The organism is Acinetobacter sp. 1130196, assembly GCF_000588095.1.
Lineage (GTDB): Bacteria > Pseudomonadota > Gammaproteobacteria > Pseudomonadales > Moraxellaceae > Acinetobacter > Acinetobacter nosocomialis.
The window spans coordinates 24,487-45,247 of sequence record NZ_JFWX01000034.1 but is presented as its reverse complement, the minus strand read 5'-3'; the positions used below and the strand labels follow the sequence as shown (position 1 = coordinate 45,247).

Here is a 20,761-nt window from a genome sequence, read left to right as displayed (position 1 = left end):
ATGCTTTGGGTAACAGCACGGCCAACAATCTGGGTGGTGGGGCAAGCTATGACAGTACAACAGGTGCGGTAAGCTCACCGACCTATACCGTAAATGGCAACAATGTGAATAACGTGGGCGATGCGATCACTGCATTAGACAAAGGCTGGACACTACAAAGCAATGGTACCAATGCGGCTGCAGTAAAAGCTGGAGATACGGTTGATATTGGTACGGTTGCAGGTGAAAGCAACCTGAAAGTGAGCAAGACCGGCAATACGATTCAGTATGGCTTAAATCGTGATCTGAATATTGATAGTGTAACGGCAGGGGACAGTAAGCTGGATACGAATGGTTTAACCATCACTGGTGGACCAAGTGTGACCAAGACAGGTATTGATGCTGCTGGCAACACCATCAGTAACGTAGCAGCGGGCACCAATGCCACTGATGCAGTAAACAAAGGCCAGCTTGATGCATTAAGTACCTCAAGCAATAACAAGACTGATGCCTTGGGCAACAGCACCGCCAATAATCTGGGTGGTGGGTCAAGCTATGACAGCACTACAGGTGCAGTAAGTTCACCAACCTATGTCACTACTAAAACTGATGGTACGACCGTTAATGCCAACAATGTCGGTGATGCCTTAACTAACCTGAACAATGAAGTGGTTAAACCGATTACCTTTGCGGGTAACAGCGGCAGTGTTGACCGTAAATTGGGTGAAACCTTAAATATCACAGGTGGCCTGACAGCATCTGGCTCGAACTCGAATGTGAAGACGGTCATCAGTGGCAATACCGTTGACATTCAACTTGCAGATGCACCTGTGTTTGCAGGGAAGTTGACAGCGAATGGACTGGATGCGAATGGCGAGAAAGTTACCAATGTCGGTGCGGGTACAGCAGCTACCGATGCAGTAAACAAAGGCCAGCTTGATGCATTAAGCACCTCAAGCAATAACAAGACCGATGCCTTAGGTAACAGCACCGCCAATAATCTGGGTGGTGGGCCAAGCTATGACAGTACAACAGGTGCGGTAAGCTCACCAACCTATACTGTGAATGGCAACAACGTGAATAACGTGGGCGATGCGATCACGGCATTAGACAAAGGCTGGACACTACAAAGCAATGGTGCCAATGCCGCTGCAGTAAAAGCTGGAGATACAGTTGATATTGGTACGGTTGCAGGTGAAAGCAACCTGAAAGTGACCAAGACCGGCAATACGATTCAGTATGGCTTAAACCGTGATCTGAATATTGACAGTGTAACAGCAGGTGACAGCAAGCTGGATAGCAATGGTTTAACCATTGCAGGTGGCCCAAGTGTAACCAAGACTGGTATTGATGCGGCAGGGAACACGATCACTAATGTAGCAGCGGGCACCAATGCTACCGATGCAGTAAACAAAGGCCAGCTTGATCATGTAGATAATCGTGTAACACAGGTTACAAATACAACTGCAAGTATCTTTGGTGGTGGTGCTAAAGCTAATACAGATGGTTCAATTTCTAACCCGACTTATAATGTTGCAGGTACAAGTGCAAACAATGTTGGTGATGCTTTAACAGCACTTGATAAAGCAGTCACTGATGCAGGTACAGCAGCGAATGCAGGCTGGACAATTTCAGCCAATGGTGATGCTGCTACTGCTAAAAACATCAAACCAAATGGTAAAGTGAATTTTACGGGTGATGATAACTTAACTGTTGCTCAGACTAGTCAAACGGACAATGAAGGCAATATTAAAGTTGCGCTAAACAAAAATTTGAAAGTTGATAGTGTCACGACTGGTACTACAGTTATCGATACGACTGGCGTAAAAGTTGGTGATAACGTTCAGTTAGGAACAACAGGTCTAATCATTGCTGGCGGTCCGAGTATCACTACTTCTGGAATTAGTGCTGGTAATAAAACGATAAGTAATGTAGCCGCAGGTGTTTCTTCTACAGATGCGGTAAACAAAGGACAACTGGATAGCGCAATAAGTAGCATAAACAATAATGTTGGTGCTCTTGCTAATAGTGCTGTGCAGTACGATAAAAATAGTGATGGATCAGTTAACAAAGACTCTATTACTTTAGCTGGCGGTGCTAATGGTACAACCATTAAAAATGTAGCAAACGGTACTATAGCAGAAGGTTCTAAAGATGCTGTTAATGGAGGCCAGTTATGGACTGTTCAACAACAGGTCGACAAAAATACAGGTGATATCTCGAACCTTCAGACTGACATCAGCAATATTAACAATGGTAAATCAGGTTTAGTTCAGCAAGCTAATAAAGATGCTGCGATTACTGTTGGTAAAGATACTGGCGGCACCCAGGTTAATGTTGCAGGAACAGCAGGTGACCGTACGGTGACTGGTGTTAAAGCGGGAGCGGTTACAGCGACTTCAAAAGATGCAGTAAATGGTTCTCAGCTTAATACAACAAATCAGGCACTTGTAAACTACTTAGGTGGTGGAGCAGGTTATGACAATATTACCCAAAGCTTCTCAAATCCGACATATAACGTAGGTGATAAATCTTACAACAATGTTGGTGATGCGATAGGTGCATTGAATCAAGCTGACCAAACATTAAATACCAAAATTGATAATGTAAGTAACAAGCTTGAGCAAGCATTCTATGCGACAAATCAACGTATTGATGATGTCGAGAAAAGAGCGAATGCTGGTATTGCTGCTGCGATGGCATTAGAAAATGCACCATTTGTAGCTGGTAAATATACCTATGCTGTTGGTGCTGCTTATCACGGTGGTGAAAATGCTGTTGGTGTGACCTTACGTAAAACTGCTGATAATGGACGTTGGTCACTGACTGGTGGTGTAGCTGCAGCTTCTCAAGGTGATCCAAGTGTTCGTATCGGTATTAGTGGTGTAATTGACTAATTTCGCTAGGCGAGGAAGGCATAGTCCTTCCTCATTCTCCATTTCGAGAGTAAAAATATGAAAAATACAGTTAAAGCGTTATTTATTGCTGTTCTTTCTGGCCTAGCAATGGTTAGTTATGCACAAGAAGAAGCAGTATCTCAAAAAAATGTCACATTTCCTAAAGTATCAGATAGCTATCTTAAGCAAGTTAAGCGTTATGAGTACGATGACGTTGCGCGCTTGGATTTAGGGCTAAATAAAGACCAAATTCGAGCTTTACTAGGCAATCCACAATTTAGTGAAGGACTTTTTGCAGTAAAAGTCTGGAACTATGTACTAGATATACGTGTACCAAATAGTAATCAATACCAACGTTGTCAGTTACGCATTGATTTTAATAAAAAATATTTGGCTGAACGTTTATCTTGGAAAGGTGAAGCATGTGAAGGGTTGATGGCTTGGGGCGAAAATAATCAGCCTCCTGCAAGTAGTACTGCGGTTAATGGACGTACAGCGAGCGTTTTATTTGCTTTTGATCGATCTGATGCTAGTGCAATACAGCAAGGTTTAAACAATATAGACAACGTTGTCGATCAAATTAAGCAAAGCCCATCAACAGCACCTATTATTGTTTCTGGATTTGCAGATCCATTAGGTAAATTTAGTTATAACCAAGAGTTATCATCTAAACGAGCGAATACGGTGGCAAAACTACTTGTCAAACAAGGTGTAGATCCGAACCGTATTCAAATCCATGCGAATAGCCAGACTGATTTATATCAGCAATGTTCGGGTGGACATAATTCACAACTTATTCAATGTTTAGCACCAAACAGACGTGTTAATATAAGTTGGTAACAGCCTGTCACGTAAGAGTAAGCATCCATAAGGTGGTTACTTTTTCGTTTTAAGAGGCTAAAAAAACAAAAGAATATATTTAAATTTTTATATAAAAATCATCTCTTAAAATTATAAAAGTGCTGTGGCGTGAGTAAACCATCTAATGGTTGATCCCAACTTTGACGTTCTAAGGTATGTTCAATAAATTGAAATTGATGAGCCAATCCTAAACGATAAGGTTTATGCTTTGCACTTGCTAATGTACGATCATAATAACCACCACCCATACCAATACGTGTTCCGTAGTGATCACAAGCTAAAAGCGGCATAAGTAGCAAATCAAGCTGTGACACATGTCTTCCTCGCGTTGCCATAGGCTCCTTCATACCTAAAGGATGGTGAGAAAAGCGACGACTTAAATACTGGTTTTTATTTATCTTTATCCACACTAAACGTTGATTCATCGAGCAAATCATTGGTAAATAAACTTGTTTATTCTTTTTAAAACAGAATTTGATAAGAAGATCAGTATGAATTTCACCGAAAGCGTGCAGATATAAACCAATTTTTTTGGATGAATGAAAAATAGGAAGGTAATTTAGGTAGTGTAAAACATTAAGCTGAGCCTTTTTTTGCTCAAATTGGGTTAAAGAACGTCTTTTAGATCTTAAATTTTTTCTAATAAAGCTGAGTTCATTCATGGATAAATCTAACAAAGACTTGAGATGATTCGTGCAAAATTATATCCATTTTTCTTTAGCTTCACCGAACTTTAAACGTTATAAAAACAGTCTAGTTGAATCGAAAATAAAAATAACTGTGTTCCTAAAAAGCCTCTATATAATATTTTTTAGTTTTTTTACGTATTTACAGTATTTATTTACATTTAATCAGGATAAGTATATTTAAAGATGAATATGAAACTTTAAAGTCTATGAAGTTAAAAATTTTATTGATGATGCTATGTGCTGCTTTGCTCAGTGCGTGCACGAAACAGGCAGAATCTGAGGCTCCTCAAGTTGATTACAAGACTCAATTCGAAGAGTCTGATCGAAAAATTGGCGAGTTTTTAGATCAATTAGATAGTCCAAAGACACCGCAAGAAGTTAAAGTTAAAATTTTGTGCCATGATTATCCTGATCTCTACAAAAAGCAATACATGCCTGCATTAATAAAAATTTCGCCTAAGCCTTATACCGAAGAAAAATTACTATCAGATCTGAAAAGCGCAACAGATTACTATAAGGGAAGTTTAGGAATAAAATGTGATAATTAAAGTTTGTTGTTTATCACGTAAAAATTAATAATTGTGAGTTGATTGGCATTATTTAGTTGTGCTAAATTTCTTTCTGCTCCTTATTTAAATTTTTCGCTGGACTTAAGATGCAAATATTAAAATTTTTGCAGAGTTTTAATACGGTCGGTAGCTATTTAACACTTGCCTCTATCTTGCTAGCAAATATGCAGAATTACGAAGGGAAATCGTTTTTTAACTAAGTGAAATTTAATAATTAATGTAAGGTAGAGATATGAAATTTAAAATATTATTACTCAGTTTTATTGCCACAGGTTGTTATGCTAACGATAATATAAATGATCCTGATATTTGTAATATCGTAAAAAAAGTCGCTTATAACGTAATGGAAGCAAGGCAAAAAAAAGTACCTGCACAAGATTTACAACAAATTGCTGATGGCCTTACAGAAGAAAAAGCAAAGCAGCTTTATCAAGACTTAATCAACTCAGCTTATGCTGCTAAAGTATTCAAAACAAGCTTCTTTAAACGTAAAGCCATCGAAGATTTTCAGACAGGGTGGTATCAAGAATGCTTACATCGAAATGAGCAATAAGTAGCAACAGAAATATATTTAACTTTTAAGTTTAGCTAATGAGCTAGAAAGGCAAAATACTAAAAATAGACTGACAGGTCTGTCTTTAAATTATAATTATATAATAAAATTAATGCTCCGAAGATGCCGCTGCATGTGTCGTTACCCTGAACCCGACGAGTTCAAGGTGGACGCGACGTATACTTGCTGGGTTTCCTACTCTAAGGTAGGCATACACTCTAAATATACAGAACGCAATCCATAAGTTTAAGTATCGGCAGGGGAATAGACCCGCTGGCGAACATCCCAGAGATAGCTTAAGTATAACCGATCTGGTTCCATTGGCAATCATCTGAGTTTATTGAACTGTAAAGTTAGGCTTCATTTGATGAAGCTTTGTACACTAAAAGTATATATAACAATCATGTGGTACATAAGATAGGTCAATACAAAAATGCCCTGCACTATAAATGAATAGAGCAAGGCATTTTTATTGATACAAGTCGATTAAACAGTTTGTTCAACATCTTCCAAAATAGCCTGTAATAGGCGTTCACAGTGTGTATATTCTTGCAAAGATTTATTTAAACTTAACACTTCTTGGGTAAGCTGTAAGGCAACCATAATAACAAGCTTATTGTGCTCAACACGAGGGGCACTACGGCGCATATCGTTGAATCTCTCATTAAGAAGTTCAGCTGCACGTTCAAGCTCATCTTTTTTATCTGATGTTGTTGCAAGTCTAAATGTTTGCTCAATCAGACGAAGCTCTACCATGACTTGTTCACTCATGATTGGGTCTCCTCACCAGCTTCAGCATTTGGGTGAGCAAGTTGCTGAATTTCTTGCGCGTGTTGATCTTGAGCTGTACCTAAAATTGCTAAACGTTGAATAATTGCTTCAACCTTTGCTTTGGCAAGTTCATTTTTTTGTAACAAACGGTCACGGTCTTGCTGCAAGTCGTGTAACTCTTGTTGAGTTTGACGTTGGTGTGACTGAAGTTTTTCTTTGGTAACGCGTAACTCATTACGCTCAGCCAAAATTTCTTGAAAACGATTTTTTAAATCGGTCGTACTTTTTTCTAGGCGGCTGTAACGCTCGGCAAGTGTGTTAGCATCTTGATTCAATTGTTGAAATTGACCTTGTAGCTGAGTGAGTTGCTCAGTTAGTGTCTCAATTTCCTCTTGTTTTTTAGTGATGATGCTATTTTTTTGCACAACTTGTGCGTGGTGCTCTGTTTCAGCCAGTTCTTTAGCTTCCAAGAGAGTAGAATTTTCACTCTCTAGATGATGTAAGCGTGTTTTTAAAACGCCAATATGCGCTTGTAGCCGCTGTAATTGTTCTAACATAACGAGGTCGCACAGAATTGCAATCAAAGGTAATATATACGAAGTATAGAGATTGGATAAACGAATGCAAGACGATATTTCAGGCTGGACAGAATGGAACGCTCATTTTGAAGGAATTGAAGAAATTTCAAGCCCTAGTGAGTTACATGGTTTACTAACAGGTATTGTTTGTGTGACAGAAGCGCCTACGCGTGAAGAATGGACACAAATTTTAACAACTCTTAATGTTCCTGATTTAAATGAAGAAGCTTTAGCGCTTTTAACCGATGAAACAGAAGATGTAGCACATGCGTTGTCGGAAGATGAATTGGATTATTTGCCAATGCTTCCAGACGATGAACATACGCTTCAAGATCGTGTGCAAGCATTATCAGACTGGTGTGCTGGTGTTGTTCTTGGCTTTGGTTTGGCATCAGGCCATGTTCGTGCTGATGAGCGCGAATTAATTGAACATTTGCAAGATGTGGCAGCAGTAGAGTTTGAAGACTCTGATAACGACGAAGAAGGCGAAAGCAGTTACGAAGAATTGTATGAGTTTGTACGCCTTATTCCAGTGAGCTTATCTATTGGTAGAAAGAAAGTAACAGTGGCTGAAAGTTCATTGTTGAAAAACTTTTATGCAAAAAGTAAAACTTCTACTGTAGGCACTCTAGATCAAAATATTGTAGAAATGTTTACACCACATCGCCCAAGTTAATTGAGGCGATGTGTTATTGGCTGTGTTTAATTTTTTGACTTTAAAATTCTAAATCAAGTAGATCATTATGAAATTGCCTCAAGCTGATTTTCAACATCGCAGAAACCGTCTAGCAGAAAAAATGGGCCCAAACAGCATTGCGATTATTGCGACGCGTGAGGAAATGTATCGTAATCGTGATGCGGATTATAAATTCCGTGCCGATAGTAGTTTTTTCTATTTAACGGGTTTTGCAGAGCCTGAGGCAGTTGCTGTCATTGAAACCTTTGATGACGTTACAGACTATAGCTATAGTCTTTTTTGCCGTGAACGTAATCGCGAGATGGAAATCTGGAATGGATATCGTGCGGGAATTGACGGCGCAATTGAAGAGTACGAAGCAGATGAAGCTTATGCAATTGATCTGCTTGATGAAGAAATTATTGAAAAATTATTAAATAAAGAGCGTCTTTATTATCGAATCGGACACAATGCTGCATTTGATGCCAGAGTAAGCCAATGGATCAAAAAAGCGAATGCCGAGCATCGTCATGAAGCCGCTCCAGCCCAGTTAGTTCAACTTGATCGCATTATTGATGAAATGCGGTTAATTAAATCACCGCAAGAAATTGAGTTGATGCAAATTGCCTCAAAAATTAGTGCTAAAGCACATACCCGTGCGATGCAAACTGTTCGCCCTGGCATGATGGAATATGCACTAGAAGCCGAACTCAATTATATATTTGGGCAAAACGGCTGTGTGCCTTCATATAACAGTATTGTTGGTGGTGGGGCTAATGCCTGTATTTTGCACTATGTTGAAAATAACCAACCACTCAAAGATGGTGATTTAGTTTTAATTGATGCTGCTTGTGAATATGAGTTCTATGCATCGGACATTACCCGTACCTTTCCTGTAAATGGAAAATTTAGTCCCGAACAAAAAGCATTGTATGAGGTGGTATTGGCCTCTCAATATGCGGCGATTGATGCAGTACGTATTGGTAATTCGTACCGTGAGCCTCATGAGGTTGCGGTCAAAATTTTAACGGAAGGCTTAGTTGATTTAGGTTTGCTCAAAGGTGATGTGAGTGAACTGATTGAAACCGAGGCATATCGTCAATTTTATATGCATGGTACAGGCCATTGGTTAGGTATGGATGTACATGATGTCGGTTCTTATAAGAAAGATGACGACTGGCGCCAATATGAAGAGGGCATGGTTGTTACTGTTGAGCCAGGTTTATATATTGCGCCCGACGATGAAACAGTAGATAAAAAATGGCGTGGTATTGGTATTCGTATTGAAGATGATGTAGTCGCAACTTCAAAAGGCCCACGAGTATTAACGGCCGACGTGGTTAAAGATATTGCAGATATTGAACATTTAATGGCGCAAGCTAAAGCATAATTAAACGTATTCGCCAAAGGAGCAAAACTCGATGCAACAACAAGTGATTATTGTAGGTGGGGGTATGGTGGGTTTAAGCCTTTCCCTCATGCTGGCGAAGGCTAATATCGCGGTAAAGCTATTAGAAGCTGTGAAATACCCAAACTATGATGATCAAAATGTTGCCCCTTATCATTCCAGTTTTGATGCACGTAATACGGCTTTATCGCGTCGTAGCGTACAGATCTATCAGAAGCTAGGGTTATGGGATGCATTACAACAGCATGCCACTCCAATTTTGCAAGTTCACATTACTGAGCAAGGCAGTTTTGGTAAAGCACGTTTAGTTGCAGAACAAGAAAAAGTCGAAAGCTTTGGACAAGTCATTGAGAATGCGTGGCTTGGTCGAGTTTTGTTAACGCAAGTACGCCAACAACCTTTGATTGAACTGATTGATGGCGTACAAGTAACCGCTTTAACTCAAGACGCTGAACAGGTACATATTGAAGCTCAGCGTGGTGATGAACTTTTAAAGCTTGAGTCAAAATTATTAATTGCAGCAGATGGTCGTGATTCTTTCTGTCGTCAAGCAATTGGTGTGGGTGTTGATGTCCACGACTATGATCAGGTTGCGATCGTTACGACTGTTCAGACTTCAAAACCGCATGAACAGGTAGGGTTTGAACGTTTTAGTGCATTAGGACCTTTAGCTTTATTGCCGTTACCAGGTGAATATCGTCGCTCAGTGGTATGGCCTGTTAAAAAGGGCACTGAATATGAGTGGTTGGGCGAAGAAAATGACCAACACTTTTTAGATGCCTTGCAAAAAACTTATGGTGACAGAGCGGGTAAATTTGAAAAAACAGGCAAACGCTTTAGCTATCCGCTTTCACAAGTACTTGCGCATAAACAAGCTGTTGGACGCGTTATTTTAATGGGTAATGCAGCGCATACAATCCATCCGGTTGCAGGGCAAGGTTTTAATTTATGTCTGCGTGATGCAGATGTATTGCTTCGTTATTTAGTAAATCAGTTAAGTACATCTGATGATATTGGTAATCCAGATAATTTACTTGCCTATGAACAAGCCCGTTTATCTGACCAACAGCGCGTGATTAAGTTCTGCGATGCGGTCGTTCGGGGCTTTAGTAACCAAAACCCATTATTAAAATTAATCCGTAATACGGGATTAATTGCATTTGATGTCATTCCGGGTGTTAAGCCATTGGTAGCGAACTATGCAATGGGGTTAAAAGCATGAGTGAAGTGTTAGATGTCGTCATTGTTGGTGGTGGACTGGTTGGTGGCTTAACTGCTTTATTACTTGCACAAGGTGGAGTACAGGCTACCGTGCTTGATGCTGCCCCTGTACTTGATGTTGAAAAGACATTGAGCGTGATGAATCCGCGTGTTTTAGCGCTCAGCCAAGCGACGATTCATTTACTTAAAACAGTGAATGTTTGGGATGATCTGGCACGCCAAATGCCTTATACCGGCATGCAAGTGTGGAACCTAAATGGCTATGGTGAAATTAATTTTTGCCATGAGTCTGTACAAAGACCAATGCCAGAGCAAGCTTTGGGCTCTATGGTTGAGCCAAGTGTATTGAATGTTGCTATTCAACAAAAAATGCTTGAGCAGCTAACAGATTATCGTACTCAAGTCCGCGTGACACGTATTGAGCAAGGTGTTGGGTGTTGGCATATTCAATTGGCAGATGGCACAACACTTAAAACTAAACTGCTTATTGGCGCAGATGGCGCCAATTCATTTGTACGTGAACAAGCCTTTATTGATCTAGACGTACTAGATTACAAGCAAGCAGCGATTAGTTGTGCAATTAAGACTTCTAAGCCTCATCACTATGTTGCTCGTCAAATCTTTTTACCTAGAGGCCCTTTGGCATATTTGCCGATGGCAAGTCTTGAAGAAAGTGAAAACGGCTATTGGCAGTCTATTGTCTGGACACTGCCAGATGATTATGCAGATGAATATTCGGCTTTAAGTGATAGCGAGTTTATGCAGCTTTTAACTCGAGAAAGCCAACATATGTTGGGTGAAGTGTTAGATGTTCGTTCAAGAGCACAATTTCCATTGAAAGCGCGCGCTGCAAAACAATACGTTAAAGCTGGCCTAGCCCTAATCGGTGATGCAGCTCATGTGATTCATCCACTTGCTGGACAAGGGGTGAATATTGGTTGTTTAGATGCAGCGGTACTCTGTGATGCACTATTGCATGATTTAGGCCGTGGCGTATGGGCGCATGAACAAACCTTAATGCGTTATGAACACCGCCGTAAAGGACAAAACGATGCGATGATGCATAGTATGTCGGCTATCGGTTGGTTGGAAAGTTCTGAGCTATTTCCATTGATTTGGGCCAGAAATGCCGGACTCAAGCAGGTTGAACAAATTTCACTCTTAAAAGAGCGTTTTATGCAACAAGCAAATGGTTTAGGGGCTTTACAAAACACCCAGTATAGTCGTTAAAATAATTACGAAGTTTATGCTCTACTGGTCTAAATAAATATCAGTAGATATTTTTTAAACAATCATTTATATATCATTACCAAATCGGTCAGAAAAGATACGGATTTGACCAATTTGGCTCTTTGCTAAATGCAAAGAGATTGCTAAATTTCTGAGGTCTCAAAGACCATAGCGATGATGCAATACAAATCATTGTGGGGAGTGTAAATATGACAGATATCAATGATTATGAAGATGCAGAAGATTCTGCTGTAGATGAAGATGAAGCCAAAGCGGCTGAGAGTGGCGCGGCTGACGAAGAAGCAGGCAACTTAACTGATGCTGATCTTGCTGAAGCAGAAACGCTTACCGTAACTGCGAAACAAAAACAGCGCCAAGCATTGGAAGATGAAGTTGCTGCATTTTTAGCTCGTGGTGGGAGAATTACTGAAGTTCCGCCAGATGAACATAGCGACCTTTAATAATAAAAAAGCATCACATGAGTGATGCTTTTTTATTGGCTTTTAGGTTGAGTTAAAGGTTGTTTTGCAGCTCTTTTAAAATGCCGCATTCGTCTACTGTACGGTCGGTCGAGCAATGTTGTTTTAAATCGATGAGTGTTTCTTTTAAAAGCAAAAGTCGTTCAATTTTTTCCGATACTTCAATCAAATATTTATTCACCAAATTATCAATTTCCGTACATGCCTGCTTTGGCTGAGCTTTCATTTCTTTTAACGTTTTAATATCACTAAGAGAAATATCTAATTCGCGGCAATGTTTAATAAATAATAGGTCCGCAAGTGTTTGATCTGTGTAAACACGATAATTATTTTCTGAGCGTTGAATACGGTCGAGTACACCTACTTTTTCGTAATAACGAATAGTGTCGATTGGAACATCTGCTTTTTTTGATAATTGGCCAATAGAAAGACTCATAAGACTTGACTCTGGAGCTACTCAAGGGTTTTTAATGACTATAAAAGAGTTCTTGAGGAAATAAAATGGCCGGATGTGGATGTGCTTCAACATGTTCACCTACAAAGAAAGTCAGCCCACGCTTTAAAAAAGCGCTATGGATTGCACTTGTGATTAATGCACTCATGTTTGTAGTTGAAATTGTAGGTGGCTACAAAGCTCAATCTGTTTCATTATGGGCAGATGCATTAGATTTTGCAGGAGATGCAGCAAATTATGCTTTGTCTTTAGTTGTACTCTCGATGAGCCTTTATTGGCGCGCAACCGCAGCTCTTATTAAGGGTATTACGATGGCCGCTTTTGGTTTCTTCGTCATTGCAAAAGTGGTATGGTCATTTTTTCATGGTGTTTCACCTGAACCGATGGTTATGGGGGCAATTGGGGTAATTGCTTTAATTGCTAACGTTTCAGTTGCTTTAATGCTTTATGCATTCCGCGATGGCGATGCGAATATGCGCTCTGTCTGGTTATGCAGTCGAAATGACTCTATTGCCAATATTGCTGTAATTTTAGCGGCGGTTGGCGTATTTGGAACAGGCACTGTATTTCCGGATTTATTAGTAGCCTTTGTGATCGCATATTTAGGTGTTTCTTCGGGTTATGCTGTGATTAAGCAGTCATTACAAGAAAGAAAACAATCAAAGATAATGTTGAGCTCAGAAGCTTAATTTTGATCGTATAAACAAAAAAGTACCATTTAAGCATGGTACTTTTTGTTTTTGAATGCATTAGATGAGAATTGATATTGCAATACTCCACATAACGCAACCAATAATAAAATCTAAAATTTTCCAAGCTTTGGGATTGATAAATAATGGTTTTAGGAATCTTGCACCATAACCCAAACTGAAAAAGAAAATCCAAGAAGCAAGTATGCTGCCTAAAGCAAAACTAATTTTATCTTCTAGCTGTGTTGCAACCGAACCAATCAGCACAATAGTATCTAAATAAACATGTGGATTGAGCCAAGTAAATGCCAGACAAGTCACAAGTGCTTGGGTTAAAGTCTGCTTTTGGCTGCTATCAAGTTCCATGCCTTGATTCGTTTTAAACGCGGCATAGAAGGCTTTTGCACCATAGACAAATAAAAACGTTGCTCCTAAATATTTCGCGACTGTAATTAAGATAGGTGAAGCTGTCATAATTTCGGCAAAACCTAATACACCGCAAGCAATTAAAATCGAATCGGACAGTGCGCAGATTAAACATAACCAAAATACATATTGCTGTTTGAGCCCTTGTTTTAGAACAAAAGCATTTTGAGCACCAATCGCTACAATTAGGCCGCTACCAATACCTAAACCTTTAAAAAATACACTCAGAGAAAGCATAACCATTAAGTAGAAAAAATCAGATGCGGGAATTATCTGTCTTTTTATAAAGAAATAAGTAAAATTAAGAATATTTAGGTTTGGCTAAAAATAATTTAGGTTTTATATGTTGGATAGTAAGCAGTGTGAAGCTTTTCTTGCGGTTGCAGAAGTCGGAAGTTTCGATGCAGCAGGAGAACATTTATGTATCACTCCATCTGCTGTATCACTACGTGTACAAGCACTAGAAAAATATTTAGGGCAGATTTTAATAATACGTGGCCGTCCATGTGTGCTTACACAAGCAGGGCAAACCTTGCTACAACATTTAAGGCATACAAGATTAATGGAGCAAAATCTATTACAGGGCTTAATGGGAAAATCATCCGAATCGGAATTTTATAAAATTGCGTTGGCTTCAAATGCAGACTCATTAGCAACTTGGCTTTTACCCAGTATTCAGCAAACACTTTTTAAAGAAAAAATAGTGTTAGAGCTAAAAATTGATGATCAATCACACACACATACTTTGCTAGAAACAGGGCAGGTCAATGCATGTATTACAGCAGAAGAGCAAGTGATGGCGGGTTGCTTAGCTCAGCCTCTTGGTAAAATGCGCTATAAAATGCTGGCATCGGCCGAGTTTGTAAATCGGTGGTTTAGTGGTGGAATTAACCGAGAAGTTTTAAGAAAAACACCGGCGGTTATTTTTAACCATAAAGATTTAATGCATTCAGAGGTTTTATTAAAAGGATACGGTTTACCAATGCAGAGTTATCCTTATAGTTTTATTCCGGCAACAGATGCTTTCGTTAAAGCAATTCAACTAGGTTTAGGTTATGGCATGGTGCCCGAGCTTCAGGTTCAACCATTACTCGAAAATGGAACACTTATTGATATTATGCCTGAGGCTCAACTTGATGTTCCTTTATATTGGCATCACTGGAAAAGACAGTCGAAGCAACTCGATGTACTGACTGAAACGATTGTTCAGTCAGCAAAAGAGATATTGAGATAATTTTAGATCTTAGTTCTTAAATGACGATTTGAGATGTGTTGAACATAAAATTCTATATCTTGTACTGAGTAACCTAAAAGTTGTCCGATTCTACGGTCGAGTTCTAGGCGCTCTTCAAGTTGAGTTGCTTTTAATGAATTTTCAATACATAACATGAGTTCATTCAAATCTGCTAAAGAAGCATCTTTATAGATCAGCATAATTGAAAAGGGGAAAGGCAGAGAAGTTTCAATGTCTTTACTGATCATAGATAAAGACCCTTGCTCAAGATGTTTTATAAATTCAATAGGTAATAACTCATAAAAATAAGCGATAGGTTTTTTGCCTGAAAGTAATAATTCTAGTTCTTGCCCTTCATGTGGGCCAAGCTTTCCAAGTGACTCAGTCATATCACTACTCTTGTTTTTATCTTTAATATTGTTATGCAAAATTCATGCACGGTGATGACATAGGCGTTGGTCATCACCGTTTAGTTAATAAATTAAGATTGTGTTAACTCAAGCGCACGTTGATAAGCGACTTTTTTCTTAATACCCGTTAAATCGGCAGCCAGTTGAGATGCCGCTTTAACTGATAAGTCTTGAAGTAAGCGCTTTAAAAGTTCATCTAGTTTTTCTTGTTCCAGATCTGTTTTTTCTGGTGCACCGCCAACTACAAGAACAATTTCACCTTTTTCTTGGTTATGGTCATTTTCAATAAAACTGACCAGATCTTTTAAGGTCATTTTTTTGATCGTTTCAAAAGTTTTGGTAATTTCACGTGCGAAACCCACAGGGCGGTTTTCACCAAATACTTCAGCCATATTTTTGACGCATTCTAAAATACGGTGTGGTGCTTCATAGAAAATTAAGGTCTGAGTTTCATTTTTAAGCTTTTCGAGTTGCGAAATACGTTGAGAAGCTTTTGATGGCAAAAAGCCTTCAAAACTAAAACGGTCACTTGGTAAGCCCACAGCACTTAACGCAGCAATTGCAGCACATGCACCCGGTACAGGCACAACTCTAATGCCATTTTCTTGAGCAGCTCGAACCAGTTTGAAACCTGGGTCACTAATAAGTGGTGTGCCTGCATCACTAATCAAAGCAATATTTTCACCAGCAAGTAGCTTTTGAACTAACTGCTCAATTTTATTACTTTCATTATGGTCGTGGCATGCGGTAAGTGGGGTAGATATATTATAGTGTTTGAATAATTGAGCTGACTGGCGTGTATCTTCGGCAGCCACAACAGAAACTGATTTTAAGATATCAATTGCACGGAAAGTCATATCATCTAAGTGCCCGATTGGGGTGGCTACAACAAATAACTGAGCACTCATTTGGTTTTTACTCCGTACAGATAAACAATTTTAATCGGTTAGTGTACCCGAAATTCTGTTTTTGGCGTGAACAATGTCAGTAGGCTTTTTATTTTTCAAAACATTTGCTTTTGATTTACTCAATTCAAAATATAAAAACGCAGAATCGGTATTAAGAGCATTTACATTTAAAAAAGGGGGAAACAAAAAAATCATGTTAGTTGCACAGCAGTTGGGCCAATGGGCTGAACAAACAGCACTAAAACTTTTAAAAGAACAAAATTATGAATGGGTCGCTAGTAATTATCATTCACGCCGTGGAGAGGTCGATCTGATTGTAAAACGCGGTAACGAATTGATTTTTGTTGAGGTAAAAGCGCGAGGGCAGGGAAATTATGGTCAAGCTTGTGAAATGGTGACTTTAAGTAAACAGAAAAAAATAATTAAGACGGCGATGAGGTTTTTACAGCGCTACCCATCTTATCAGGATTTTTATTGTCGTTTTGATGTGATTTGTTTTGATTTTCCACAGAAAATTGCAAAAACAGTACAGCAAGACTTTTCGAAATTCCATTATGATCTGCAATGGATCGAAAATGCATTTACTTTGGATTAAGAGTTCATTACTCTTTTGAGCAAATTAAAACCGATGTTTATGATCAAGCCAAGAAGAGATTGATAGGAGTCTGGTGGAGTGTTGAAACGTATTGCTGTAACAGCGCTTTGTGTCGCAAGTTTGTCAGGTTGCGCAAGTTTTATTTCTGGTGGAACAGGTACAGCTCCAGTTGGAACAGATAGTGGTGTACGTAGCTTAGGCCAAGTATTTATTGATTCTTCAATTAAGCGTACAGCGAATATTAACCTCTATAAGCTTGATCAGCGTTTTAAACAATCTCGTATTAACATCGAAAGCTTCCATAGCACAGTATTGTTAACTGGTCAGGTGCCAGATCCATACTTGAAACAGTTGGCAGAAGATAACGTTAAAGCCATGAGTGATGTGAAAGCTGTACATAACTATATTACAGTGGGTAACAAAGTAAGCTATAACACGATCATGCAAGATGCTGGGGTAACCGCAAATACACGTGCTTTATTAATGAAAGCGCCAGTTGTATCGGACAGTAAAGTACTTGTCCATACCGAGGATGGTGTTTTATATGTAATGGGTCGTTTAAACACAGCTGAAATTAATGACTTAAACAATGTGCTGCAAAATGTCGGTAACGTGACTAAGATTGTAACGCTTATTGATAACATTGATTTAGCGCCTGCTCCGGCAGCATCGACTGGCAACACAACAACTACGCCGGTAATTAATAATGTTCTTGCTCAACCAACAGTTCAAACTCCTGTTGCAATTGATCCGGACCAAACAGATCCAGCATCATCTACTGCACAATAAAATATGAACCTGATTGAACAATTACAAAGTAAAATTGAGCAGGCGAGAACTCTTTATAAAGAGTTCCGCCTGTATGATTTGGGGAGCTTTGCTTTAAACCGTTTTACACCAAAAGATGGTTTTGAGCAGGTTTTAAATGTGCGTTATGGCTTAAAGCCTCGCCATCGTCTAGATATTTATCGTTCTACTAAACGCTTAGCTCATCGACCACTCATTGTTTTTGTACACGGTGGTGCTTGGCAACATGGTAATAAACGAGACTATTTATTTATTGGCGAAGCATTTACAAAAGAAGGTTATGACGTTGCTGTCATTAACTATCAACTTGCGCCAAAAAATATTTTTCCAAGTTATGTAGATGACTTAACGCAAGCGTTAAATTATTTGCATCAAAATCAGGAAAAACACGAAATCTCGACTGAGAATATTGTGCTTATGGGACATTCGGCAGGTGCATTTAATGTAATGTCGGCTGTTTATCACCCTGACTCACCTAAGATTGAATGTTTAGGGAAAATTAAGGCAATAGTCGGATTAGCTGGTCCGTATCATTTTGATTATAAGGGTGATCCGCTTGCTGAAGATGCTTTTGATCAAGGTGTTTCTTATAAAGAGGTGATGCCTTATTATCTTGTAAAACAAAATAATATTAAGCATTATCTACTCATGGCTGAAAATGATCAGCTCGTAAAGCAGCATAATACTTTGGATATGGATCAAGCCCTTAGAGAGAAGGGAAATCATAGTCATATTGCTATTATCCCTAAAACTGGCCATATAACGATTTTGGCCAGTCTATCGAGTTTTGTAAGTCACTACTTCAGAACAAAACGAACCATTTTGCACTTTCTTGATGAAGTATTCTAAAACATCTGTTTGAGAGCGCGCAGATTACTTTGCTTGAGTAATCTGCGTAATCATTGCGTGTGCAATACTGCCTTTAAATGGAATTTCAGGAAGCTGATCAAATTTAAAGAACTGCGCATCGGCAATTTCATCTTCCTGCAAAGAAATTTCACCTGACTCATATTCAGCTCTAAACGCAATCATAAGATTACTTGGAAACGGCCAAGGTTGACTTGACATATATTGGATATTTTTGAGTTTAAGCCCCACTTCTTCTAAAGCTTCGCGTTGAACAGCTTCTTCAAGAGTTTCGCCAACTTCGACAAAACCTGCAATCAAACCATACATGTTGGTTTTATTGTGAATTGATTTTGCTAATAAGATTTCATCATCACCTTTAGTAATGATAGTAATGATACATGGGTTTACGCGAGGGTACTGATGATAACCGCAAGCAGGGCATACCATTGCATATTCGGTTGAGTGGACTTCGGTAGCGTGTCCACAGTGGCTACAAAATTTGTGATTACGTCGCCATTCGAGCAACTGTACAGCACGACTTGCCTGTAAAAATTGCTCTTTTGACCAGTTGGAAATAAGTTGACGAATTGGAACGAGTTGCAGACCTTCCGGTATAGCTTCTTCACTCAGCAGGTCACGTGCAATGACCTGTTCGTCATGAGTGAAAAGCAGATCACTTGCTAACTTTTCGACTTTGGGTAATTGGAAGTTTTGGTCAACCAATAATTGTTGGTGATGAAAAATATAAGCAAGTGATAATTCAGACATTAAGCTGCCTTTTTTTGAAGTTGTTGACTACTTAGCAATGCTACATCAAACATGGATTGTAGAACAGGCTGTTTATTTTTTAAATTGTCAACTAACATATCTAGTCCAGCTAATACGTTAAAAATACAGTGAATCTGGTCGTGACTAAAAGGTTGGTTCTGTTCGATTTGCTGCTGTACAAATTTAGCAGTTTCAAGCAGAGCATTTTGTTGAACCGTACTTCCTAAAAATTCAGCCGCGCCAGCCAATTCTTTTAATGAGCCTGCAATCGCTTCAATATTTTGAGTTTGATCGTTGGCATATAAGGTCAAACTTTGGCATACAAAATCGATTAAATTTTTTGTCTCATTTAATAACATTTCATGTGCTTCATCTAAGCGATCTAAAGAAATATTAGTGTTGTTCACACGAATTTGTAGACGGTTGGATGAATAATTGCGTACTAAAATACCAATAGCGTTCATAGCAGATAAAATGCTCTTCATGAGCTGCTGAGCATAGTTTTCATTACTCAATATATTGATTTGACTTAAACTGCTGGCTTGTTGGGAAAGCTCTGAAGCAGCTTCATTTAAGTTAAGTAATTTAAAAGTATGAGCAAGTTGCATAAGGCTGCTTTGAAGTTGCTGAGCCTTTTCTGGCGACATGTTTTGGTAGTTATATTCAATATCATTACGAACTTTATTCATTTCGCTTAAGATTAATTGACTGACCGTTTGCATGGTATCAAAGTCTGGTCCATACAAATGTTGGCTCAGTGCTTTAAGTTGAGTGTCGGTGAGAAACTCATGACCAATGTTTAGTTGCCCACGAATTTGCTTTGCGAGGTGATCTTCTTGTCCAATTACAATACTGATGATATCTGCTAATGCAGTTAATTTTGCTTCAAAGCTTTCTGGCGATGCTAAAAATAGGCCTATAGCATTTTCAAGATTAATCAATACACGTAAGCGAGCATCATTTAAAACAAGTTCATCAATATGATTAAAGGTGGAGTTCACTAATTGCCAATATTGTTGGCTTGGTTGACCATGAGCCATACTGATTAAATAGCTACCAACAAGTTTGAATGCCTGAAAGTCTCGAGCACTTTCAGTTTTATTTAAAAACTGATGCAAAGATAATTTATAAAGTTGATGGATAAATTGAGTTTTTTCATTGATGAGCACTTCGGGTAACGGTAACTCAAGTGAAGTTGTTGTAAGGTTTGAAGCAATCTGCTGGCCAGATGAAGTTAATGGCTTGTTTAAGGCTTTTTCTAAATTGTTTAGAGTGTCCAAAAGAAACTGAGGGACTTCAACTTCACGTAAACAAATAAACTCAATATAGCGTTTCACCATAGTCGTGCCTTCACTTAGAGCAACAACCTCATCGGTGTTGATGTGTTCGGGCTTAGCCATAATTTTTTGCATCAACTCGGTTGAATATTGAGTGATTTTTGCTAAATAGGGGATATCAATGAGGCGTAATACTTGAGTGCATTGTTTAAATTGTTCTAATGCATCATCAATACCAAAAGGGAGAGCCTGCTCTTCAATTAATGTACTTACAGCACCTTCCACCAGTTTTATTGAGTTATCAATTTCATTCTTGATAATAAGTAACGCTGTTGGATCAAATTGGATCGAATTATGCTCAGACATAAAAATTCCCCTTTGCAAAAAAAATCAATTGTTATATTCGTCATGGCTCAATATTTTGAGCTAAAAA

The 20,761-nt window shown here is 38.8% G+C and carries 24 protein-coding genes and 1 other RNA gene; 15 read left to right on the top strand and 10 right to left on the bottom strand.

What is annotated here, in order from left to right; genetic code table 11:
• Both J671_RS19260 and tpgA read left to right on the top strand, forming a co-directional pair.
• Positions 1 to 2,876: YadA-like family protein (locus J671_RS19260; RefSeq protein WP_031983116.1), on the top strand; the 2,876-nt coding region annotated here is incomplete at its 5' end.
• Positions 2,877 to 2,933: 57 nt separating this feature from the next.
• The gene (gene tpgA / locus J671_RS19255) at positions 2,934 to 3,716 is read left to right on the top strand and encodes a trimeric autotransporter adhesin/peptidogylcan-associated protein TpgA (protein WP_004888180.1); all 783 of its coding nucleotides are present in this window, start codon (positions 2,934 to 2,936) and stop codon (positions 3,714 to 3,716) included.
• 98 nt (positions 3,717 to 3,814) lie between these two features.
• On the opposite strand, the gene J671_RS0104875 is transcribed toward tpgA, so the two are convergent.
• A complete protein-coding gene (locus J671_RS0104875) occupies positions 3,815 to 4,399 on the bottom strand; it encodes a 5-formyltetrahydrofolate cyclo-ligase (RefSeq protein WP_002049562.1) in 585 nt (194 codons plus the stop codon).
• Between the two features lie 233 nt (positions 4,400 to 4,632).
• On the opposite strand from J671_RS0104875, the gene J671_RS19250 reads away from it, so the two are divergent.
• The 3 genes from J671_RS19250 (at position 4,633) to J671_RS19245 (ending at position 5,548) form a co-directional block, all read left to right on the top strand.
• Complete coding sequence (locus J671_RS19250; RefSeq protein WP_004710011.1) at positions 4,633 to 4,974, top strand: hypothetical protein; 342 nt, start codon at positions 4,633 to 4,635, stop codon at positions 4,972 to 4,974.
• A gap of 107 nt (positions 4,975 to 5,081) precedes the next feature.
• Complete coding sequence (locus J671_RS26185; RefSeq protein WP_099143572.1) at positions 5,082 to 5,195, top strand: hypothetical protein; 114 nt, start codon at positions 5,082 to 5,084, stop codon at positions 5,193 to 5,195.
• A gap of 32 nt (positions 5,196 to 5,227) precedes the next feature.
• Positions 5,228 to 5,548 (top strand): hypothetical protein, encoded by a 321-nt coding sequence (locus J671_RS19245; protein ID WP_004710010.1) that lies wholly within the window; start codon positions 5,228 to 5,230, stop codon positions 5,546 to 5,548.
• 110 nt (positions 5,549 to 5,658) lie between these two features.
• Here J671_RS19245 and ssrS read toward each other — a convergent pair.
• From ssrS to J671_RS19235, 3 genes are all read right to left on the bottom strand, one after another.
• A non-coding RNA gene (ssrS, locus tag J671_RS24850) (6S RNA) lies at positions 5,659 to 5,843 on the bottom strand.
• A gap of 191 nt (positions 5,844 to 6,034) precedes the next feature.
• Positions 6,035 to 6,319: a cell division protein ZapA gene (locus tag J671_RS19240; RefSeq protein ID WP_002049540.1), complete on the bottom strand. Its 285-nt coding sequence runs from the start codon at positions 6,317 to 6,319 to the stop codon at positions 6,035 to 6,037.
• Positions 6,316 to 6,876, bottom strand: a complete 561-nt coding sequence (locus J671_RS19235; RefSeq protein ID WP_004710008.1) for a hypothetical protein — start codon at positions 6,874 to 6,876, stop codon at positions 6,316 to 6,318. The genes J671_RS19240 and J671_RS19235 overlap by 4 nt, the downstream gene beginning before the upstream one ends.
• Before the next feature lie 64 nt (positions 6,877 to 6,940).
• Here J671_RS19235 and J671_RS19230 point away from each other — a divergent pair, with 64 nt between their 5' ends.
• The 5 genes from J671_RS19230 to J671_RS19210 all read left to right on the top strand — a co-directional run bounded on the left by J671_RS19230 (position 6,941) and on the right by J671_RS19210 (position 11,893).
• Positions 6,941 to 7,573, top strand: a complete 633-nt coding sequence (locus J671_RS19230) for a UPF0149 family protein (protein WP_002049531.1) — start codon at positions 6,941 to 6,943, stop codon at positions 7,571 to 7,573.
• Between the two features lie 67 nt (positions 7,574 to 7,640).
• Positions 7,641 to 8,963 (top strand): Xaa-Pro aminopeptidase, encoded by a 1,323-nt coding sequence (gene pepP / locus J671_RS19225; protein ID WP_004888177.1) that lies wholly within the window; start codon positions 7,641 to 7,643, stop codon positions 8,961 to 8,963.
• A 31-nt stretch (positions 8,964 to 8,994) separates the two neighbouring features.
• Positions 8,995 to 10,203, top strand: coding sequence for an FAD-dependent monooxygenase (locus tag J671_RS19220; RefSeq protein WP_004888175.1), 1,209 nt, complete (start codon positions 8,995 to 8,997; stop codon positions 10,201 to 10,203).
• A complete protein-coding gene (locus J671_RS19215; RefSeq protein WP_004888173.1) occupies positions 10,200 to 11,432 on the top strand; it encodes an FAD-dependent monooxygenase in 1,233 nt (410 codons plus the stop codon). The genes J671_RS19220 and J671_RS19215 overlap by 4 nt, the downstream gene beginning before the upstream one ends.
• A 209-nt stretch (positions 11,433 to 11,641) precedes the next feature.
• Positions 11,642 to 11,893 carry a hypothetical protein gene (locus J671_RS19210; protein ID WP_002049530.1) on the top strand — a complete coding sequence of 84 codons (252 nt, stop codon included), beginning with the start codon at positions 11,642 to 11,644 and terminating at the stop codon, positions 11,891 to 11,893.
• Between the two features lie 52 nt (positions 11,894 to 11,945).
• Here the strand turns inward: J671_RS19210 and J671_RS19205 are convergent, their stop codons facing one another.
• A complete protein-coding gene (locus tag J671_RS19205) occupies positions 11,946 to 12,347 on the bottom strand; it encodes a MerR family transcriptional regulator (RefSeq protein ID WP_004888171.1) in 402 nt (133 codons plus the stop codon).
• 65 nt (positions 12,348 to 12,412) lie between these two features.
• Here J671_RS19205 and J671_RS19200 point away from each other — a divergent pair, with 65 nt between their 5' ends.
• Complete coding sequence (locus J671_RS19200) at positions 12,413 to 13,054, top strand: cation transporter (protein WP_004888170.1); 642 nt, start codon at positions 12,413 to 12,415, stop codon at positions 13,052 to 13,054.
• 60 nt (positions 13,055 to 13,114) lie between these two features.
• Here the strand turns inward: J671_RS19200 and J671_RS19195 are convergent, their stop codons facing one another.
• Positions 13,115 to 13,717 (bottom strand): LysE/ArgO family amino acid transporter, encoded by a 603-nt coding sequence (locus J671_RS19195; protein WP_004709994.1) that lies wholly within the window; start codon positions 13,715 to 13,717, stop codon positions 13,115 to 13,117.
• Positions 13,718 to 13,823: 106 nt separating this feature from the next.
• Here J671_RS19195 and J671_RS19190 point away from each other — a divergent pair, with 106 nt between their 5' ends.
• A complete protein-coding gene (locus J671_RS19190; RefSeq protein WP_004888167.1) occupies positions 13,824 to 14,714 on the top strand; it encodes a LysR family transcriptional regulator ArgP in 891 nt (296 codons plus the stop codon).
• A gap of 2 nt (positions 14,715 to 14,716) precedes the next feature.
• Here J671_RS19190 and J671_RS19185 read toward each other — a convergent pair whose 3' ends face one another.
• Entirely contained in the window at positions 14,717 to 15,103 is a 387-nt protein-coding gene (locus J671_RS19185) for a hypothetical protein (protein ID WP_004888165.1), read from the bottom strand.
• A 92-nt stretch (positions 15,104 to 15,195) separates the two neighbouring features.
• Positions 15,196 to 16,032, bottom strand: coding sequence for a 16S rRNA (cytidine(1402)-2'-O)-methyltransferase (rsmI, locus tag J671_RS19180; RefSeq protein ID WP_001275992.1), 837 nt, complete (start codon positions 16,030 to 16,032; stop codon positions 15,196 to 15,198).
• Positions 16,033 to 16,225: 193 nt separating this feature from the next.
• Here rsmI and J671_RS19175 point away from each other — a divergent pair, with 193 nt between their 5' ends.
• The 3 genes from J671_RS19175 (at position 16,226) to J671_RS19165 (ending at position 18,283) form a co-directional block, all read left to right on the top strand.
• Positions 16,226 to 16,627 carry a YraN family protein gene (locus J671_RS19175; RefSeq protein WP_000959396.1) on the top strand — a complete coding sequence of 134 codons (402 nt, stop codon included), beginning with the start codon at positions 16,226 to 16,228 and terminating at the stop codon, positions 16,625 to 16,627.
• Between the two features lie 78 nt (positions 16,628 to 16,705).
• The gene (locus J671_RS19170; protein WP_004709989.1) at positions 16,706 to 17,416 is read left to right on the top strand and encodes a BON domain-containing protein; all 711 of its coding nucleotides are present in this window, start codon (positions 16,706 to 16,708) and stop codon (positions 17,414 to 17,416) included.
• A 3-nt stretch (positions 17,417 to 17,419) separates the two neighbouring features.
• Positions 17,420 to 18,283 (top strand): alpha/beta hydrolase, encoded by an 864-nt coding sequence (locus J671_RS19165; RefSeq protein ID WP_004888162.1) that lies wholly within the window; start codon positions 17,420 to 17,422, stop codon positions 18,281 to 18,283.
• 24 nt (positions 18,284 to 18,307) lie between these two features.
• Here the strand turns inward: J671_RS19165 and nudC are convergent, their stop codons facing one another.
• Both nudC and J671_RS19155 read right to left on the bottom strand, forming a co-directional pair.
• Positions 18,308 to 19,051: an NAD(+) diphosphatase gene (gene nudC / locus J671_RS19160; RefSeq protein WP_004709985.1), complete on the bottom strand. Its 744-nt coding sequence runs from the start codon at positions 19,049 to 19,051 to the stop codon at positions 18,308 to 18,310.
• Complete coding sequence (locus tag J671_RS19155; protein ID WP_004888161.1) at positions 19,051 to 20,694, bottom strand: hypothetical protein; 1,644 nt, start codon at positions 20,692 to 20,694, stop codon at positions 19,051 to 19,053. The genes nudC and J671_RS19155 overlap by 1 nt, the downstream gene beginning before the upstream one ends.
• Between the last annotated feature and the right edge of the window lie 67 nt (positions 20,695 to 20,761).

Bases quoted from the DNA above. Each gene is read 5' to 3' on its own strand.
- J671_RS19240 (WP_002049540.1), bottom strand. From the start codon at position 6,319: ATGAGTGAACAAGTCATGGTAGAGCTTCGTCTGATTGAGCAAACATTT.
- J671_RS19220 (WP_004888175.1), top strand. From the start codon at position 8,995: ATGCAACAACAAGTGATTATTGTAGGTGGGGGTATGGTGGGTTTAAGC.
- J671_RS19210 (WP_002049530.1), top strand. From the start codon at position 11,642: ATGACAGATATCAATGATTATGAAGATGCAGAAGATTCTGCTGTAGAT.
- J671_RS19245 (WP_004710010.1), top strand. From the start codon at position 5,228: ATGAAATTTAAAATATTATTACTCAGTTTTATTGCCACAGGTTGTTAT.
- J671_RS19195 (WP_004709994.1), bottom strand. From the start codon at position 13,717: ATGCTTTCTCTGAGTGTATTTTTTAAAGGTTTAGGTATTGGTAGCGGC.
- J671_RS19230 (WP_002049531.1), top strand. From the start codon at position 6,941: ATGCAAGACGATATTTCAGGCTGGACAGAATGGAACGCTCATTTTGAA.
- nudC (WP_004709985.1), bottom strand. From the start codon at position 19,051: ATGTCTGAATTATCACTTGCTTATATTTTTCATCACCAACAATTATTG.
- tpgA (WP_004888180.1), top strand. From the start codon at position 2,934: ATGAAAAATACAGTTAAAGCGTTATTTATTGCTGTTCTTTCTGGCCTA.
- J671_RS19175 (WP_000959396.1), top strand. From the start codon at position 16,226: ATGTTAGTTGCACAGCAGTTGGGCCAATGGGCTGAACAAACAGCACTA.
- J671_RS19235 (WP_004710008.1), bottom strand. From the start codon at position 6,876: ATGTTAGAACAATTACAGCGGCTACAAGCGCATATTGGCGTTTTAAAA.
- J671_RS0104875 (WP_002049562.1), bottom strand. From the start codon at position 4,399: ATGAATGAACTCAGCTTTATTAGAAAAAATTTAAGATCTAAAAGACGT.
- rsmI (WP_001275992.1), bottom strand. From the start codon at position 16,032: ATGAGTGCTCAGTTATTTGTTGTAGCCACCCCAATCGGGCACTTAGAT.
- J671_RS19215 (WP_004888173.1), top strand. From the start codon at position 10,200: ATGAGTGAAGTGTTAGATGTCGTCATTGTTGGTGGTGGACTGGTTGGT.
- J671_RS19185 (WP_004888165.1), bottom strand. From the start codon at position 15,103: ATGACTGAGTCACTTGGAAAGCTTGGCCCACATGAAGGGCAAGAACTA.
- J671_RS19200 (WP_004888170.1), top strand. From the start codon at position 12,413: ATGGCCGGATGTGGATGTGCTTCAACATGTTCACCTACAAAGAAAGTC.
- J671_RS26185 (WP_099143572.1), top strand. From the start codon at position 5,082: ATGCAAATATTAAAATTTTTGCAGAGTTTTAATACGGTCGGTAGCTAT.
- pepP (WP_004888177.1), top strand. From the start codon at position 7,641: ATGAAATTGCCTCAAGCTGATTTTCAACATCGCAGAAACCGTCTAGCA.
- J671_RS19155 (WP_004888161.1), bottom strand. From the start codon at position 20,694: ATGTCTGAGCATAATTCGATCCAATTTGATCCAACAGCGTTACTTATT.
- J671_RS19190 (WP_004888167.1), top strand. From the start codon at position 13,824: ATGTTGGATAGTAAGCAGTGTGAAGCTTTTCTTGCGGTTGCAGAAGTC.
- J671_RS19250 (WP_004710011.1), top strand. From the start codon at position 4,633: ATGAAGTTAAAAATTTTATTGATGATGCTATGTGCTGCTTTGCTCAGT.
- J671_RS19165 (WP_004888162.1), top strand. From the start codon at position 17,420: ATGAACCTGATTGAACAATTACAAAGTAAAATTGAGCAGGCGAGAACT.
- J671_RS19205 (WP_004888171.1), bottom strand. From the start codon at position 12,347: ATGAGTCTTTCTATTGGCCAATTATCAAAAAAAGCAGATGTTCCAATC.